We start from the raw sequence: 17,274 nt of genomic DNA, 5'->3' as shown, positions 1-17,274 counted from the left end.
ATCAGCCGCGCTCTGAGGGCACCGACGACAACTCGAAGGGGCTGCTGCTGCGCCGCTGGTTGCGGTCTTCGCGCGGCGTGGCGCCAAAGAAATTGCGGTAAGCGCTGGAGAAATGCGGCCCCGAGGAGAAGCCGCACGACAGGCCGATCTGGATGATCGACTTGCTGGTTTGCATCAACATCTGGCGCGCCTTGTTCAGGCGCAGTTCCAGGTAGTACTGGCTGGGGACGCGATTGAGGTATTGCTTGAAGATCCGTTCCAGTTGTCGTCGCGACACGCACACGTGCTGGGCGATCTCGTCGGTGGTCAGCGGCTCTTCGATATTGGCTTCCATCAACAGCACCGCCTGGGTCAGCTTGGGATGGCTGGAGCCCAGGCGGTTTTGCAGTGGAATACGTTGGCGCTCACCGCCTTCGCGGATGCGCTCCACCACCAATTCCTCGGACACAGCACCGGCCAACTCCGCGCCGTGATCGCGGGCCAGCACCGCCAGCAGCAGGTCGAGTACCGACATGCCGCCACAAGCGGTCAGGCGATCACGGTCCCAGTCGAACAAATGGCTGGTGGCGATGACCTTGGGGAAGCGCTCGGCAAAATCGTCCTGCCAGCGCCAATGCACGGCAGCGCGATAACCATCCAACAGACCAAGCTGGGCCAACGGGTACACACCCGCCGATAACCCACCGATCACGCACCCAGCCCGAACCAGCTGCTTGAGCGCAGTGCTGAGCTGCGACGCGATGACGGTAGGCGGTTCATCCGCCAACAGGAACAGTTTCTGAAAGCCTTCCAACTTGCCGGCCCACGGCTCGCCCGGCAACTGCCAGGCCCCCTCGGTTTGCGGCTCGGCCTGCAGAAAAGACAACTCGTAGACCACATCCGGATGCACCCGCTGAGCAACGCGCAAGGCCTCCTCAGCCAGCGCAAGCGTGAGTGCTTTTGTGCTGGGCCAAATCAGGAAACCAATTTTGTGGGCGGTCATGGAGTGCTATCCGGAGCGAAAACAGTGAAAGAAGCCGTGGGCCAATGCTAGCCCGTAATCAACTACAAATCCCAAAACAAACAGAGATCAAAAGTGGGAGCTGGCTTGCCTGCGATGACGGTGGGTCAGTTAACACATCATTGACTGATGCATCGCTATCGCAGGCAAGCCAGCTCCCACAGGAGATCGGGGCTAACCTCAAGACTGCGGAGCATGCACTATCCCGGTGCACAAAAGCAGCCTTGACTATTTCAAACTGCCAGAGAGGAACTGCTGCAACCGTTCGGACTGCGGGTTCACCAGCACTTCCCGCGGATTACCACGCTCTTCAACAACGCCTTTGTGCAAAAACACCAACTGGTTCGACACTTCACGGGCAAAGCCCATTTCGTGGGTCACCACTACCATGGTGCGGCCTTCCTGGGCCAGGTCCTGCATGACCTTGAGCACTTCGCCCACCAGCTCCGGATCCAGCGCCGAAGTAGGCTCATCGAACAGCATTACCTCGGGCTCCATCGCCAGCGCACGGGCAATCGCCACACGCTGCTGTTCGCCACCGGACATGTGGCCCGGGAACGCGTCCTTACGATGGCCCACGCCGACCTTGGCCAGGTAATGCTCGGCCTTTTCACGGGCTTCTTTCTTCGACATGCCCAGCACGTGCACCGGGGCTTCCATCACGTTTTCAAGCGCGGTCATATGCGACCACAGGTTGAAATGCTGGAACACCATGGACAGGCGTGAACGCATACGTTGCAGTTGCTTGGGGTCGGCAGCCTTCATGGCGCCATCCTTGTTGGCCACCAGTTTCAGCTCTTCGTTATTGAGCAGAATCTTGCCGGCGTGGGGCTGCTCCAGCAGGTTGATGCAGCGCAAAAAGGTACTTTTGCCCGAACCGCTGGAACCGATGATGCTGATCACATCACCGGCCGCTGCGGCCAAGGACACACCTTTGAGCACTTCATGACTGCCATAGCGTTTATGCAGGTCTTGGACTTCAAGCTTGTACATGCGGTCGGTTCTCACAAAAACAGGTGGTCAGTCGTTGAGCAAGCGCCCGTGACGCAGCGCTTCGCGCCCCGCCACCTTGGCCAGCCAGAAACCCGCTTGGGCATAACGTAGCCGTTCAACGGCAAACAACACCCCCGAGGTGCCCGCACAAATGGTGCTTACGCGGTCGGTCAGGGGGTCAATCACTTCAAAAATCTCGTCGCCGGTTTCTACCCAGTCGCCAGCTTTACGCAGGTAACTGATCACTCCGGCATGGGGGGCGAACAGCAACTCGGTGCCTTCGAAGGGCATGCCTTCACAAGGTTCATGTTGCGGTGCGGGCCATTGGCCCCTGATCAAGCCCTGTTCGGCGAGGAATGCCAGAATGCCTTCGGCGTGGAAGATCGCTTCATCACGGCCTGTGTCGGCCTGGCCGCCCAATTCCAGCGTTGTCGCCAGACAGGCCAGCGGAATCTGCGCCTCGGGGAACAGGCGCGACAAACGCAACCACGGCAACGAGCACGCCTCGTCAAACGAACTGCCGCCGGAATCTTCCGCCAGCAGGCCGACCTGCACATTCAAATGCGCTGACAGCGACCGCCACTGCGGCCAGTGCTGCGGCAAAGCGTACATGTGCAGCGCGGCTTCGGCATCGCAATGCAGGTCCAGCACTACATCGGCGGTGCAGGCATGGCTCAGCAGAATGCGCTGCATGCCTTGCAACTGGCTGCTCGGCTCGGGCAAGGCGGTGAGCGTATCGCTCATGGCCTGGCGAATCATGCGCACATTGGCGTGCGGGTCATCGCTCAGTTTGTCTTGCAGCAATGCAGCGACCGGCTCGCTCAACTCAACGAAGTCGCGATTGAAGTTCTTGCCGCTGCCCACTTCGAAACGCCCCTGGTGGCTGCCTTGCAACAGCTGGCCAAGGCCCATCGGGTTGGCCACCGGCACCAGCTCGATCACGCCGTTGAGGGCGCCCTGCTGTTCCAGCTCGGTGAGGCGTTTTTTCAGTTCCCATGCGGCACGCATACCCGGCAACTCATCAGCGTGCAGGCTGGCCTGGATATAGGCTTTGCGCTCGCCGCTGCCGAAGCGAAATACGCTCAGTTGGCGCTCACAGCCCAGGTGCCCCCAGGGCAGCAGATGATCGATACGTTCCATATCAGTGCTTCCGTGGAGCCAGATAGCTCAGCCAGCGGCGCTCGGCCAACTTGAACAGGCGCACCAGAATGAAGGTCAGGCACAGGTAGAACACGCCGGCGGTGATATAGGCTTCGAACGGCAGGTAATACTGGGCATTGACCGTACGCGCGGCACCGGTGATGTCGATCAGCGTGACGATGGACGCCAGGCTGGTGGTCTGCAGCATCATGATCACTTCGTTGCTGTACTGCGGCAGCGCACGACGCAGGGCCGACGGCAACAGGATGCGGCGGTACAGCTTGTAGCGCGACATGCCCATGGCCTTGGCCGCCTCGATCTCACCGTTAGGCGTGGCCTTGAGGCTGCCGGCGATAATCTCGGCGGTGTAGGCGCTGGTGTTGATCGCAAACGCCAGGCACGCACAGAACGTCGCGCTGGACAGCAGCGGCCACAGGAAGCTCTCGCGCACCACTTCGAACTGGGCCAGGCCGTAGTAGATCAAAAACAGCTGCACCAGCATCGGCGTGCCGCGGATCACATAGGTGTAGAGCCAGGCCACACCATTGACGACCGGCTGCTTGGACACCCGCATCAAGCCCAGGGGCAAGGCCGCAAGCAGGCCGAAGAACAGCGAGATGGCGAGCAGTTTCAGGGTGGTCAGCAGGCCGCCAAGGTACAGCGGCATGGCCTCCCAGATGACGTTGTAGTCGAAGATCATAGATCAGCCGCCCTTACGCCTACCGAGTAGCGCTTCTCAAGGTAACGCAAGGCCAGCAACGACACGCTGGTGATCACCAGGTACATCGCCGCCACTGCGAGGAAGAAGGTAAAAGGTTCGCGGGTGGCATCTGCCGCCTGCTTGGCCTTGAACATCATGTCTTGCAAACCCACCACCGAAATCAGCGCGGTGGCCTTGGTCAATACCAGCCAGTTGTTGGTAAACCCGGGGATCGCCAGCCGAATCATCTGCGGCACCATCACCCGGAAAAACACCTGGAAGCTGCTCATGCCATACGCCAGGCCGGCTTCAGCCTGGCCCTTGGGAATGGCCATGAAGGCGCCACGGAAAGTTTCCGAAAGGTAGGCGCCAAAGATGAAACCCAATGTGCCAATACCGGCGGCCAAGGGGTTCAAGTCGATATAGTCGTCAAAGCCCAATAGCGGCGCGACGCGGTTGAGCAAGTCCTGGCCGCCATAGAAAATCAGCAAAATCAGCACCAGGTCGGGGATCCCGCGGATCACCGTGGAGTACAGGTCACCCAGCCAGGCCAACCAGCGCACCGGCGACAGGCGTAACGCGACCCCGATCAGACCCAGAACAATGGCCAAGGCCATGGACGACAAGGCGAGCTGAAGCGTCAACCATGCGCCATCGAGGATAACGGCCCCGTAGCCTTTCAACATGATTCAGGTCCTCGAAAAGGGGGATGAAAAAATGGCGCAAACTTCAGGATGACTGGTGCTTGCGCCATTTCGGACAGACAGCTGCGACTATTTACTTGGCATCAGCGCCGTAAATATCGAAATCGAAGTATTTGTCTTGGATTTTCTTGTATTCGCCGTTGGCACGGATCGCGGTAATCGCTGCGTTGATGCGGTCAAGGTTTTCCTTGTCGCCTTTGCGCACTGCGATACCAATACCGTCGCCGAAGTATTTGGCTTCGGTGAACGACGGGCCTACAAACGCGTAGCCTTTGCCGGCGTCGGTTTTCAGGAAGCCGTCCTGCAGCAGGGTAGCGTCAGCCACGGTACCGTCGAGACGACCGGCGGCCACGTCCAGGTAGATTTCGTTCTGGGTGCTGTAACCCTTGATATCCGCACCTTTTGGCGCCAGGACTTCACGGGCGAAACGGTCGTGGATCGAACCGCGCTGCACACCGATCTTCTTGCCCTTCAACTCATCCAGGCTGTCGCTGACGGTGGTGCCTTCCTTCATCACCAGGCGCGCTGGGGACAGGTAGTAGCGAGTGGTGAAGTCCACGGACTTCTTGCGGTCTTCGGTGATGGACATGGACGACAGGATCGCGTCGATCTTGCGCACTTTCAGCGCAGGGATCAGGCCGTCGAACTCTTGCTCGACCCAAGTGCACTTGACGTCCATCTGCTTGCACAGCGCATTGCCGATGTCGTAGTCAAACCCGACGATGCTGCCGTCCGGTGCCTTCGAAGCAAATGGAGGGTAAGCCGCTTCGATACCAATTTTCAGTGGCTTGCCTTCGGCGAAAGCCTGCATGGACAGCACGGACAGCGCCAGGGCGCCCAACAGCACGAGTTTCTTCATCTTGGGACTCCATCGGTATAGGGCAAAAACAGCAGTATGAGCCATGGCCCACGATGCGCGAAGGTGTAACCGAATAGCGGGGCTGCGTCCTGCGCGGGCAACACCTGCGACGACGAGCGAGTGATCGGCATTCTAACGACAGGCCGGAAGCCGATATTTCCTCAATGCGACAACTATTTACAGAAGCACTGAGAAAGCGGTTCCAGCTCATTGACAGCCTCTGAGTTTTATGCAGAGACAAAAGATATTAAACCTGATGATGCTGCAAATTGCGGGCCTATTATTCGCAAACCCTTCTAGCACGGCAAGTGTGGCGTTTAATCTAATTTATCAGGGGGTCTAAAACGCGGTTTTCAGGGGCGCGAGCGTGGTCCATTGCCTCAGGTTTGGGGGCGGGGTTACACATTTGCACCAGCCGGTAACATTCTGAAACGTCCCACAGCAAAAACCGATATTTATTGGCTTGGTGGTTGAAGTGCGCTCCAAATGTGGGAGGGGGCTTGCTCCCGATAGCGGCGGGTCAGCCAGTATATTTGGCACAGACCTGATGCTATCGGGAGCAAGCCCCCTCCCACTGGATATCTGGTGATTGTTAGATCCCGTAGAAAAGCCTCATCCGGCTTAAACCGGATGGGGCTTTATTTGACTATCCGCGCTTACGCGACGTTCATGGTCTTGTGCGTCTCAATCAAATGCGCCACCACACTTGGATCCGCCAGGGTGGAAATATCCCCCAGCCCATCGTATTCAGCCGTAGCGATCTTGCGCAAAATGCGGCGCATGATTTTCCCCGACCGTGTCTTAGGCAGCCCCGGCGCCCACTGGATCACATCCGGTGAAGCAATCGGGCCGATTTCCTTGCGCACCCAGTTTTTCAGCTCCAGGCGCAGCGCTTCGTTGGGCTCTTCGCCATTCTTGAGCGTGACATACACATAGATGCCCTGCCCCTTGATGTCGTGCGGCACACCCACCACCGCCGCTTCGGCGACTTTAGGGTGGGCAACCATGGCGCTTTCAATCTCGGCAGTGCCCATGCGGTGGCCGGACACGTTCAACACGTCATCCACACGACCGGTGATCCACCAGTAGCCATCTTCATCGCGACGGGCGCCATCGCCAGTGAAGTACATGCCGCGGAAGGTCTTGAAATAGGTATCGACAAAACGGTCATGGTCGCCGTACAGGGTACGCGCCTGGCCAGGCCACGAATCGAGGATCACCAGATTGCCTTCGGCAGCGCCTTCAATAATGTTACCGAGGTTGTCCACCAGCGCCGGCACTACACCAAAGAAAGGCCGCGCGGCCGAGCCTGGCTTGAGCGCGTGGGCGCCCGGCAATGGGCTCATCAGGGTCGCGCCGGTTTCAGTCTGCCACCAGGTATCGACAATCGGGCATCGGGATTGGCCGACATTCTTGTAGTACCAGTCCCAGGCTTCCGGGTTGATCGGCTCGCCCACCGAACCGAGCAGGCGCAGGCTGCTGCCGTCGGCGCCTTCGCAGGCAGCAGTGCCGGAGGCCATCATGGCGCGGATCGCAGTGGGTGCGGTGTAGAGGATGTTGACCTTGTGCTTGTCGACGATCTTCGCCACCCGGGTGATGTCCGGGTAGTTCGGCACGCCTTCGAACAGCAGCGTAGTCGCGCCATTGGCCAACGGGCCGTAGACGATATAGGTATGGCCGGTGACCCAGCCGACATCCGCGGTGCACCAGTAGATTTCGCCCGGGCGGTAGTCGAACACACGCTCGTGGGTCAGGGCGGCATACAGCAAGTAGCCGCCGGTGGTGTGCTGCACGCCTTTAGGCTTGCCGGTGGAACCGGAGGTGTAGAGGATGAATAGCGCTTCTTCGGCGCCCATCTCTTTTGGCGCACACACGGTGCCCGCCACTTTCATCAAGTCTTCGTACCAGATGTCGCGATGCTGATTCCACTTGATCGCACCATTGGTGCGCTTGCACACGATAACCTTCTGGATGCTGCTGGTTTCCGGGTTGGTCAGGGCGTCGTCGACGTTAGCCTTAAGCGGAATCTTCTTACCCGCACGTATGCCTTCGTCAGCGGTGATCACCACTTTCGACTTACAGTCGATAATGCGACCGGCCAGGGCTTCCGGGGAAAAACCGCCGAACACCACCGAATGGATCGCACCGATGCGGGTACAGGCCAGCATGGCGACCACGGCTTCGGGAATCATCGGCATATAGATAGTCACCACGTCACCGCGGTGCACATCCTGGCCACGCAAGGCGTTGGCGAACTTGCAGACTTCCTCATGCAGCTCGCGGTAGGTGATATTGCGGCTCTCGGCTGGGTCATCGCCCTCCCAGATGATCGCGATCTGATCGCCACGTTCGGCAAGGTGACGGTCCAGGCAGTTGTAGGAAACGTTCAAGGTGCCATCGGCAAACCATTTGATGTCGACATGGTGGTCGTCGAACGAGGTCTGCTTCACCGCGGTGAAAGGCTTGACCCAGTCAAGGCGTTTGGCTTGCTCACGCCAGAAGCCATCGGGGTTGACCACCGACTGCTGGTACATGGCCTTGTAGGTCGCCTCGTCGGTCAGCGTGTTGGCTGCTACTTCGGGGCGAACAGGGTACAGGGAAGCCGCACTCATCTTTCTTACCTCGGTGACAATAGTTGTTGTTGTATGGCCCCTGTTGTAGCCGGGGTGGACCTATAGAACCATTCGACGATGGTAGTAACAAGACCCTACAAATTGCCCTGCTATGCCTGCTTGCTGCTCTGGCCCGCGGTCTGCGGTGCGTTGCGGGTAACTGAAAAAACTTTGATCGACCGATTGTTACAAAAACCGCCAAAGGTGTTTATCAAAAGCACGGGTATATGAATATAACGCGCAGGCTTAGAATCACTTCCGCCAACCAAGGCACTGTGATTAACAACGTAACAGCCCCCACGAAGGCAGGTTAATCCGAACTTCCCAACTTTTAAGTTACACACGCGGCCTCACAAGGGCCCCGTGACCCCTTTCGCCCTGAAGAAGGTAATGAAGAAATGAAAGCTCTATTAGTTATGGCCCTCAGCAGCTTGTGCGCCACCGCCGCCCTGGCCGACGAAGCCCCGACTGAGCTGGCCGGCCACAACGCCCCGATTGTTGAGGATTACACCTACAGCACTCACTTGGATGTGGCTAAAGTATTGTCCATGAGCAGTATTCCGGAAGTCTGTGAAGTTGTTCCGGTAAAGATGGAATATGAAGACTCCCAAGGTCAACGACACATCCTCAACTATCAAGTGATGGGCAATGGTTGCTCTAACGGATAACAACTTGGTTATTTAGATTCAACCCGGATCTTGGTCGCCGCAAGAAATCAATCTTGCGGCCAAGAACCCACCTCGAATACACCGCAAATCAAATGTGGGAGCTGGCTTGCCTGCGATGGCGGTTTCAGCCACGACGTCCCATACAGCCCTTCTCACCTGCTCCCTCCCCTCCCCATAAAATTTCTCCCAACACCCGCCAGAAATTTCCATCCCCAGCAAAGCCTTGCAAACACTCGCTCTGGCCGAAAACCACGTCATTTTGGCGCGCTCAAGTGACCATCCGCCGCAACACAAACCCAAATTTTTCCCTATAATGCGCGGGTAAATCGGGCCTGCAATATCCCTTTACACTGGGACGAAGAGCCAGACCTGAGGCATCCCGCGCGAGCTTGCACCTACCGCTGCGCACCTCAAGCCTCACGCAGAGCACCCGTAGCCCTATTCCGTTTAATGCGTGCGCTAGCTGCAACAAACGATTCCTTAAGATCCACCGCGGCCCAAGGGCCGTGTGAACACCCAACCATCCGGTTTCACACGGGCACCTTTGAGCCCTCACGCAGGAGACGACACGTCATGCTGAGCTGGGACGAATTCGACAAAGAAGAAGAAGGCGAAGTAGCCACCAAAGGCGCCAACGCCGGCCACGCCACCGAAGCCAACATGGACCGCCTCGACGGTGCCGGCGCCGCTGCCGCCATCGAAGCCCGCGCCGTCACCGCCAGTGATTCGGCCGCCATCGTGCGCGCCAAGGCCGCCCTGGACAAACTTGACGTCGCCGAAGGCCTCGCCGAGCTGGAAGGCTCCGCCGCCCGCGTCGCCGTTGACGAAAAGCGCATGATCAACTGCCGCGCCGACCTCAACCAACTCGTGCCTTTCAAGTACGACTGGGCCTGGCAGAAATACCTCGACGGCTGCGCCAACCACTGGATGCCGCAAGAGGTCAACATGACCGCCGACATCGCCCTGTGGAAAAACCCCGAAGGCCTGACCGACGACGAACGCCGCATCGTCATGCGCAATCTGGGCTTCTTCTCCACCGCCGACTCCCTGGTCGCCAATAACCTGGTGCTGGCCGTGTACCGCCTGATCACCAACCCGGAGTGCCGCCAGTACATCCTGCGCCAGGCCTTCGAAGAAGCGATCCACACCCACGCCTACCAGTACTGCATCGAATCGCTGGCCATGGATGAAGGCGAGATCTTCAACATGTACCACGAGATTCCATCGGTCGCCAAAAAGGCAGCCTGGGGCCTCAAGTACACCCGCTCGATCTCCGATCCGAAGTTCGAAACCGGCACCGTCGAGACCGACAAGGAACTGCTGCGTAACCTGGTCGCCTACTACTGCGTACTGGAAGGCATCTTCTTCTACTGCGGCTTCACCCAGATCCTGTCCATGGGTCGTCGCAACAAGATGACTGGCGTGGCCGAGCAGTTCCAGTACATCCTGCGCGATGAGTCGATGCACCTGAACTTCGGTATCGATGTGATCAACCAGATCAAAATCGAAAACCCGCACTTGTGGGATGCCGAGATGAAGGAAGAAGCGACCCAGATGATTTTGCAGGGCACGCAGCTGGAGATTGAATATGCGCGCGACACCATGCCTCGCGGTGTTCTGGGTATGAACGCGGCGATGATGGAGGATTACCTCAAGTTCATCGCCAACCGTCGCCTGTCGCAGATTGGCTTGAAGGAAGAGTACCCAGGCACCACCAACCCGTTCCCGTGGATGAGCGAGATCATGGACTTGAAGAAAGAGAAAAACTTCTTCGAGACCCGTGTGATCGAGTACCAGACCGGCGGCGCGCTGAGCTGGGATTGATCCCTAAGCCAAGCAACACGATGAAGCCCTGACTTGTTCAGGGCTTTTTTATGCACGGTGAATTGCCACTTTTTGAAGCATATCGCGTCAAGCACCTTGCCCAGAAGGGTTCGGATCGCATCACCAATGCTGTAGCCTTGTGCCGCAATTGCCATCAGTGTTCTCATCGGGCACGGGAGCAGACTCCTGCTGTCACAGCTGATGCACGCTTAAAACTATTAGATAGGACCGAGGCCAACCCGTGAACCCAGAAATGCTCGAAGCCGGCCCCGCAGACGCCAAAGTACTTTCCGTCTTTGACTTCGACGGCACCCTCACCCACCACGACAGTTTCGTGCCCTTCCTCAAGTTTGCCTTTGGCCCCGGTGAGTTTTATGGCCGGATGGTCAAGCTGGCAGTGCCTGGGCTGCGCTTTTTGGTGCGGCAGATCAGCCGGGATGAGTTGAAGGCGCAGTTGATCCGCACCTTTATGACCGGTGTTGAGAAGACGTGGGTGCAACAGAAGGCCGAGGAGTATTGCCAGCGCAATTGGGCGCGGTTGATGCGCCCGGCGGGGGTGTTGTCGGTGGAGCAGGAGTTGGGCTCAGGGGCGGTGGTGACGCTGTGTTCGGCGTCGCCGGCGTTGGTGTTGCAGCCGTTTGCCAATCGCCTTGGGATCAAGTTGATTGGGACTGAGCTTGAGGTGGTCGACGGGGTGTTGACCGGCAAGCTCACCGGGAATAATTGCCGTTGTGAGAACAAGGTACTGCGGCTTGAGGCGGTGTATGGGGATTTGGGCGAGTATCGGCTGCGGGCCTGGGGCGATACGCGGGGGGATAGGGAATTGTTGGCGGCGGCGCAGGATGCGCATTTTCGGCACTTTCATGCGAAGAAGAAAAAGCGGGCTCGGTTGCAGCGGTGATGCGGGTGGGTGGGAATCGACTGGGAACAAAGTCGATCCCATCGCAGCCTCGCTGGGGCTCGACAGCTCCCACATTTGATCCGTGCATCTCAGTGGAATGGTGTTTACGTCGTGGTTTTGAGGCCTACGCCGAGAGCCGTTGCAGACGCTTTTACCGTCAGGCTTCTTGAGCGGACGACGCGTTGCAGGTTCTTGCTGATATTTACACAGGATCCGGCTATTAATAGCCAAATCCCCACGGACCGATGCCCATGAAATTCGACACGGCCTACAGCCTGGCTCTCGATGACAAGTTGTCGATCTACGACGTACGAGAGCTGAATTTCGACGAAACCACCAACTTCGATTCCGACAAGGACCGCTTCCTCTGCCCCAACGACGCGTGCCGCGCAGCGTTCGATGCCGGCAATGTGTTGAGCACCTTCAACGCCAAGAACGTCAATTACCTGCGCACCCCACACTTCAAGAACAAACCCGGCACCCGGCATATCGAAGGCTGTCGCTATGCCAGCAGCCAAAAGACTGCGACCGGTGAAAGTGACGACGAGCGCGAGGACAACTTCCCATCGGAATTGGTACTGACACGCCGTCAGTACGAACGTAAAACACCTGCTGCCGGCATCGATGGAGGCGCCCCACAAGAGCCAACGAAAACGCCTTCAAATCGCGTTGAGAAATCCCATGTCAGCAGCGACACAACCCCGGACAAAACCAGTGTGTTCGCCCATCCGGTGGAATGCTATGTGTCGAACATCGATGACAAGGACAAGCTCAAGGCCATGCCCTTGAAGATTGGTGAGCACGCGGCGACTTACTGGTCGTTCTTCAAGAAAATCGAATACCTGCAAGACAACAAGGGCCTGATCTACTGGGGCAAGATCAAGGAAATCAAAGACTACACAAGCAGCTTTCGCATCGACTTCGAAAAGAAGGTGTGGCTCGATAAAAAGCCCTATTCAGTCAATGTATACCTGAGCAAAAAGCTCATCGAAAGCTACCGCAAGCGCACGGTTTTCCTGGAGCAGATCAAGGCGGCGGCCAGCAGCGAGCGACCGCTGTATTGTTTCTTCTACGGAGTGACACCGGAACTCAAGCAGGTGCCCAGCAAGAAAAACCCCGAGCAAACGTTCGGGGTATTCAGTGCGAATATCGAGAACCTGGATCACCTGATTATCCGGGAGGCGTCGGGGATGGAATAACCGGGCATTGAAACCGCGACGAAAAAATCCAGATGATGAGCGGTATAAACAACTGTACAAAAACACAGTATAGTTGCGCCTCCCCCGTCGAACCTGGAGAACCCCCATGTCCTCTCTGGCAATGAGCTCTTTCGTAGAACAGCAGATCGTGCTGCACCAATTCACCGCCAAACACTGCGCACAGGCTCGCGTTATGCTGGGCTGGAGCCGCGAACATCTGGCTCGCCAGGCGGGCGTGGCGGTAGAGGCGATTCAACAATTGGAGGCCCACGGCGAAGTCGACGATGAAACCCGCTTGATCCTGGCGTTTTGCCTGGAGGCGCAAGGGCTGGTGTTCTTCCCGGGGTTTGCGCCGGGGTGGGGCATGAGTGTACGCCGGTTTGACACCGTAACCGCCGAGCCCACAGCACCAGGCCTCATTTCTCGGTTGATGGGTTCAACAACGGCGTCAGTTGATTCACCAACTCCTCAACCGAATGGTGCGTAGCGTCCAGCCGGATCACCGGGCAGCTCAACGGCTTCAACCAGGTTTCATGCCGACGCAGGCTACGTAGGCTGTGATTGCCAGTATCGTAGCGTGCGGCCCAGGTGAGAAAGGCGACGCTGTTTTGATGGCGGCTGCCACCTTCCAGGATCTGCTCCCCGTAGCGCTGCGCTTCTCGCAGACGCAGGCGTTGCAGGCGCACTTGCGGTTCCACGCGCAGGAACACCACATGGGTGAATAGCGGGATCATCGCGTCGCCCCAGCCGCAGAGTGACCCCGACAATACCCAGCCTTGATGGCCGGCGGTGTGTTCCTGCAGCAGGTGGAGGCGTTCGTCCCGGGGCCGGGAGATGGAAAAGGGTTCGAGGGTTTGCTGCCAGTAATAGAAATCGGAGTCGAAACAGGCAATATTCAGGTGCTCGGCCAATACCTTGCCCAAGGTAGTGCAACCGGTGCCCGCTGCGCCGAGGATATGAATTCTGTATGCCATGGCGTCCCTCCATGGCATTGAGTGTAAACCGTGAAGTTTCAGGCCGGCAGGTTCAGTGCCCGACACTCCTTTTGCGACGCAAAATGACCTGACCGATCAAAGCCCAGGCTTGGTTGCCGTTTGTGCGGCCTGCTCATATCCGTGGGCCACCGCCAACAACGTGGGCTCGCTCCAACGGGTGCCGAAGAAGTGGGCGGCCGTGGGTAAACCGTCTTCGTTCGTGCCGGAGGGTACGGTGATACCTGGGTAGCCGGCCGCTGCTACGCCGAAGTAACTGTTGGTATCAAAATCCGACACTATGGCGTCCAGTTTGTAACTCTTGATCGGCTCATCCACGCTGCTGCGAAAATCCTCGATCAGTTTTTCCCACGCCGTTTCGCGCTGTTCTGGCGCCAGTGTGGAGGCATTGATCTGCTTGAGCAGGGGCTGATGATCGGTATCCGTGCCGTCACGGTCTTCGTTGAACTTGATCAGCTCAGCCAGTGACTTGACTGGCAATCCCGTGCGCTTGGCCAAATAGCCATTCAACTCTTCCTTTACATCCGATAACAACAGTTCTTCATAGCGTGACTCATCTGCCATACGCAGGTTAATCGGCACTAAAACCGCCCCTTGTGCCTCAAGCACCTCCAGTGCTTTGCTGAATTGCGCACTATTTTCCACAGCCTGAACTTCACCGTTTGCAGAAAACGTCGCGGGATATCCAATACGCTTGCCCTTCAACGCACCAGGTACCAATAGCTGCGTGTAATCAACCCCTTCGGGAGCGCCCACGCTCGCCGGATCGTGAGGGTCGCGGCCAGACATGGCGTTGAGCATCAGCGCCGCATCGAACACCGACCGTGCCATCGGGCCCGGTGTGTCCTGGTGCTGGCTAGCCGGGATAATGCCATTGCGGTCCAACAAACCGACGCTCGGCTTGAGCCCAACCACACCATTGAATGCAGCGGGCACGATGATCGAGCCGTTGGTTTCGGCCCCCACCGCCAAGGGTGCCAACCCTGCGGCGACGGCTGCGGCAGAGCCGGAACTGGAACCACCCACCTGCGCGTCCGGATGATGTGGGTTGCGAGTCTGACCACCGCGGGTGCTCCAGCCATCGGGAGCGCCGCGAAAACCGGCCAGCTCCGTCATGTTGGTTTTACCGAGAATCACGGCGCCCTGGCTGATCAGGTATTCAACTAATGGAGCGTTTTTACCCGCCGCCTCCCCTACCAGAGCAAAGGCACCTGCGCTGGTTTGCATGCCCGCGGTTTCAATGGTGTCTTTGAGCAAGACAGGTATTCCGTGCAGTGGTCCGCGCACTTTGCCATTGGCCCGTTCCTGGTCCAGCGCGCGGGCGCTTTCAAGCGCTTGCGGGTTGAGTTCAATAACAGAACTCAGTTGCGGATCCAGCGTGCGAATGCGCTCCTGCAAATAATTGACCAGCCCTTGCGAGGTGATGCCCCCCGGTCGCGACATCTGCTCAGCCAGTTCGCGCACACTGGCATATTCCGTCCCGGCGGGGATCGGTTTTGAAATCGCTGGCGACGATTGAACAGGTAAAGTGTTATGCGAGTAGTTAACAAAAAAACTTACACCAGAGCCGATACCAAACATGAAACATCTCCTGCGAGAGGAAGAAATGGCGAAGGATCCTCGTTGATCCAGGCGCCAGTCTAAAAACTCCCCTCCCGCCAAGAAGCACGACATAGTTAGTTCATCCCGTGGGATTGTTCAGCACCTTCTGTACTCCCAGACGTCGAGCACTGCGGTACCCCAGTACGAGTGCCGTAAGGGAGTCCTTCGACCACCGCGCACCGTAGAACCACAACACTGCACCATCCTCAAGCGGTTCGTTAAGCCTTGGGTAGCCACTCCAGCATGCGTCGTGGAAGGCGACGTTCTGGCTATCGGCCACCAGAGCGTCCAGTTGGTACGCGTGCACAAGCTCATCGATTTCATTGCCGCCAGGGCGCGGGTCATCGGCGTGGCGCGCAGGCACCGGCACCAAGTTGGTTCCGGCCCGGCACAGAACATCCAACGCGCGCAAGAATGTCACCCCGTGTTCGATCGGTGTTTGATCATGCCCCCACCGCTGGGCGAACCCCACGCGCCTGCCGCTCAACGTCGAGGCAGCGCTGAAAGTGCTGTTGTTCTGTACCAGCGGCACCTCGACCATCACCGGCCCTGAGGGCTCCAGGCCGCTCAAGGCAATCAACGACAAAGAGGGATCGCGCGTAGGTTTCAGGGGAAGAGCCGGTGCGTTATAGCCGGGGATTGGTATGCTGGTGGCCGAAGCAGGATCGGCACCAAAAGCGATGCTGCGTGAGTTTGCAGGGCCAGCAGCAGGATGGATACTCGCAGCGGGCTCCTCAAGCCCAGGCGCCAGTTGCTTGGCTGGGCACGCCATGCCGACTCGCCAATACTTACTACATTTACTTTCCATCGGAACTACCCCGAAAATAGATTCTCGGAGATCATCGCACCCTTGACTGGCGCCTGTCGCAGCCTTGAAACAGCTTGAAAAATCCTTTTTCCGCGGCCGTTGCTGTCAGCTGGCGAGGCGCTCCTGCGTACCCTCAGTCTCCACCTCCAACCACCACGCATGGCCGCGCTCGGGCTGGTTCAAGCGAAACGCCTGCCCCATCGCCGGGGTGGTGATCGATACATTGCGCTCCCAGGCCAGGGCCATGATGCGGTCGAAGGGTTCGTGCCAGGCATGGAATGCCAGATCGAAGGTGCCGTTGTGAATCGGCAACAACCAGCGCCCTTTGAGATCGATATGCGCCTGCAAGGTTTGCTCCGGTTGCATGTGCACATGGGGCCAATCGACGTTGTAGGCGCCGGTCTCCATCAAAGTCAGGTCAAACGGGCCGTACTGCTCGCCAATGCGCTTGAAACCATCGAAATAGCCAGTGTCGCCACTGAAGAAGATGCGCCGCGCATCGTCGATCATCACCCAGGAACACCACAGGGTCTGGTTGCTATCAAACAGGCCACGCCCGGAGAAGTGCTGTGCCGGGGTGGCGATAAAACGGATGCCATCGACCTCCGTGCCCTGCCACCAATCCAGCTGACGGACTTTATTGGCGTCGACCCCCCATTTGACCAACGTATCGCCCACGCCCAGGGGTGCCAAAAAGTAGCGTGTCTTGTCAGCCAGTTGCACCACAGCCTCGCGATCAAGATGGTCGTAATGGTTGTGGGAAAGAATCACCGCCTCCAGCGGTGGCAACGCTTCAAGGCTGATAGGTGGGGCGTGGAAACGCTTGGGGCCTGCCCAACTGAACGGTGACGCGCGCTCGGCGAATACCGGGTCGGTGACCCAGAATTTACCACGCATCTTCAGCAGTACCGTCGAATGCCCAAGGCGGAACACCGTGTGGTCGGGTGCCGCCAACAACTGCTCGCGGGTCAATGGCTGCACCGGAATCGGTCCCACTGGCCGCGTAGTGCGTGGTTTGTTGAACAACATGTTCCAGAAAATGCGCAAGGTTTTGCCAAAACCGCCGTGTTGTACCGGGGCGTCATTGGTGAAGTGCCCCTGGTCCTGCCCGGCAGGCTGGAGCGCTGCAGGCGCAGGGTCGACACGGGTTGAAATCGTGGCCATTACCGAGTGACTCCTACAGTACGAAGAAGAATTACACTGCACAGTGTAGTTTCTAGATTGCAACAAAATCCGGAGCAAGTAAACTTCTGAGTGTAATTTCCTGATTGA

The 17,274-nt window shown here is 58.1% G+C and carries 17 protein-coding genes; 6 read left to right on the top strand and 11 right to left on the bottom strand.

Annotated features, from left to right (window positions below):
- Window position 1: 1 nt before the first annotated feature.
- From QMK52_RS13990 to acs, 7 genes are all read right to left on the bottom strand, one after another.
- Window positions 2–982, bottom strand: coding sequence for a GlxA family transcriptional regulator (locus QMK52_RS13990; protein WP_005790635.1), 981 nt, complete (start codon window positions 980–982; stop codon window positions 2–4).
- A gap of 246 nt (window positions 983–1,228) precedes the next feature.
- On the bottom strand, window positions 1,229–1,993 hold the full coding sequence (locus QMK52_RS13985; RefSeq protein ID WP_320402989.1) for an ABC transporter ATP-binding protein: 765 nt from the start codon (window positions 1,991–1,993) through the stop codon (window positions 1,229–1,231).
- A 27-nt stretch (window positions 1,994–2,020) separates the two neighbouring features.
- Entirely contained in the window at window positions 2,021–3,133 is a 1,113-nt protein-coding gene (locus QMK52_RS13980) for a succinylglutamate desuccinylase/aspartoacylase family protein (protein WP_005790639.1), read from the bottom strand.
- Window position 3,134: 1 nt separating this feature from the next.
- On the bottom strand, window positions 3,135–3,833 hold the full coding sequence (locus QMK52_RS13975; protein ID WP_005790641.1) for an ABC transporter permease: 699 nt from the start codon (window positions 3,831–3,833) through the stop codon (window positions 3,135–3,137).
- Complete coding sequence (locus QMK52_RS13970; RefSeq protein WP_003193627.1) at window positions 3,830–4,519, bottom strand: ABC transporter permease; 690 nt, start codon at window positions 4,517–4,519, stop codon at window positions 3,830–3,832. Before QMK52_RS13970 ends, QMK52_RS13975 begins: the two co-directional genes overlap by 4 nt.
- Window positions 4,520–4,610: 91 nt before the next feature.
- The gene (locus QMK52_RS13965; protein WP_005790643.1) at window positions 4,611–5,396 is read right to left on the bottom strand and encodes an ABC transporter substrate-binding protein; all 786 of its coding nucleotides are present in this window, start codon (window positions 5,394–5,396) and stop codon (window positions 4,611–4,613) included.
- Between the two features lie 656 nt (window positions 5,397–6,052).
- Window positions 6,053–8,008, bottom strand: a complete 1,956-nt coding sequence (gene acs, locus QMK52_RS13960; RefSeq protein ID WP_005790645.1) for an acetate--CoA ligase — start codon at window positions 8,006–8,008, stop codon at window positions 6,053–6,055.
- A 398-nt stretch (window positions 8,009–8,406) separates the two neighbouring features.
- Between acs and QMK52_RS13955 the strand changes: the two genes are divergently transcribed.
- From QMK52_RS13955 to QMK52_RS13930, 6 genes are all read left to right on the top strand, one after another.
- Window positions 8,407–8,676 carry a DUF2790 domain-containing protein gene (locus tag QMK52_RS13955; RefSeq protein ID WP_032803681.1) on the top strand — a complete coding sequence of 90 codons (270 nt, stop codon included), beginning with the start codon at window positions 8,407–8,409 and terminating at the stop codon, window positions 8,674–8,676.
- A 573-nt stretch (window positions 8,677–9,249) separates the two neighbouring features.
- The gene (locus tag QMK52_RS13950; RefSeq protein WP_005790649.1) at window positions 9,250–10,500 is read left to right on the top strand and encodes a ribonucleotide-diphosphate reductase subunit beta; all 1,251 of its coding nucleotides are present in this window, start codon (window positions 9,250–9,252) and stop codon (window positions 10,498–10,500) included.
- A gap of 50 nt (window positions 10,501–10,550) precedes the next feature.
- Entirely contained in the window at window positions 10,551–10,745 is a 195-nt protein-coding gene (locus QMK52_RS13945) for an HNH endonuclease (protein WP_087945261.1), read from the top strand.
- An 8-nt stretch (window positions 10,746–10,753) separates the two neighbouring features.
- On the top strand, window positions 10,754–11,401 hold the full coding sequence (locus tag QMK52_RS13940; protein WP_032803684.1) for an HAD-IB family hydrolase: 648 nt from the start codon (window positions 10,754–10,756) through the stop codon (window positions 11,399–11,401).
- A gap of 251 nt (window positions 11,402–11,652) precedes the next feature.
- Window positions 11,653–12,600: a hypothetical protein gene (locus QMK52_RS13935; protein ID WP_005790653.1), complete on the top strand. Its 948-nt coding sequence runs from the start codon at window positions 11,653–11,655 to the stop codon at window positions 12,598–12,600.
- 106 nt (window positions 12,601–12,706) lie between these two features.
- Window positions 12,707–13,087, top strand: coding sequence for a helix-turn-helix domain-containing protein (locus tag QMK52_RS13930; RefSeq protein ID WP_032803685.1), 381 nt, complete (start codon window positions 12,707–12,709; stop codon window positions 13,085–13,087).
- On the opposite strand, the gene QMK52_RS13925 is transcribed toward QMK52_RS13930, so the two are convergent.
- The 4 genes from QMK52_RS13925 to QMK52_RS13910 all read right to left on the bottom strand — a co-directional run bounded on the left by QMK52_RS13925 (window position 13,017) and on the right by QMK52_RS13910 (window position 17,166).
- On the bottom strand, window positions 13,017–13,574 hold the full coding sequence (locus QMK52_RS13925; protein WP_005790655.1) for an AAA family ATPase: 558 nt from the start codon (window positions 13,572–13,574) through the stop codon (window positions 13,017–13,019). The genes QMK52_RS13930 and QMK52_RS13925 overlap by 71 nt on opposite strands.
- Window positions 13,575–13,670: 96 nt before the next feature.
- Window positions 13,671–15,173 (bottom strand): amidase family protein, encoded by a 1,503-nt coding sequence (locus QMK52_RS13920; RefSeq protein ID WP_320402988.1) that lies wholly within the window; start codon window positions 15,171–15,173, stop codon window positions 13,671–13,673.
- Between the two features lie 100 nt (window positions 15,174–15,273).
- On the bottom strand, window positions 15,274–15,780 hold the full coding sequence (locus QMK52_RS13915; RefSeq protein ID WP_242462624.1) for a hypothetical protein: 507 nt from the start codon (window positions 15,778–15,780) through the stop codon (window positions 15,274–15,276).
- 327 nt (window positions 15,781–16,107) lie between these two features.
- The gene (locus QMK52_RS13910) at window positions 16,108–17,166 is read right to left on the bottom strand and encodes an MBL fold metallo-hydrolase (protein WP_005790661.1); all 1,059 of its coding nucleotides are present in this window, start codon (window positions 17,164–17,166) and stop codon (window positions 16,108–16,110) included.
- Window positions 17,167–17,274: the final 108 nt, after the last annotated feature.

This window comes from Pseudomonas sp. P9_2, assembly GCF_034008255.1.
GTDB lineage: Bacteria > Pseudomonadota > Gammaproteobacteria > Pseudomonadales > Pseudomonadaceae > Aquipseudomonas > Aquipseudomonas synxantha_A.
Note: the sequence above shows the minus strand (reverse complement) of the source record. Positions and strands in the feature narration are given on the sequence as shown.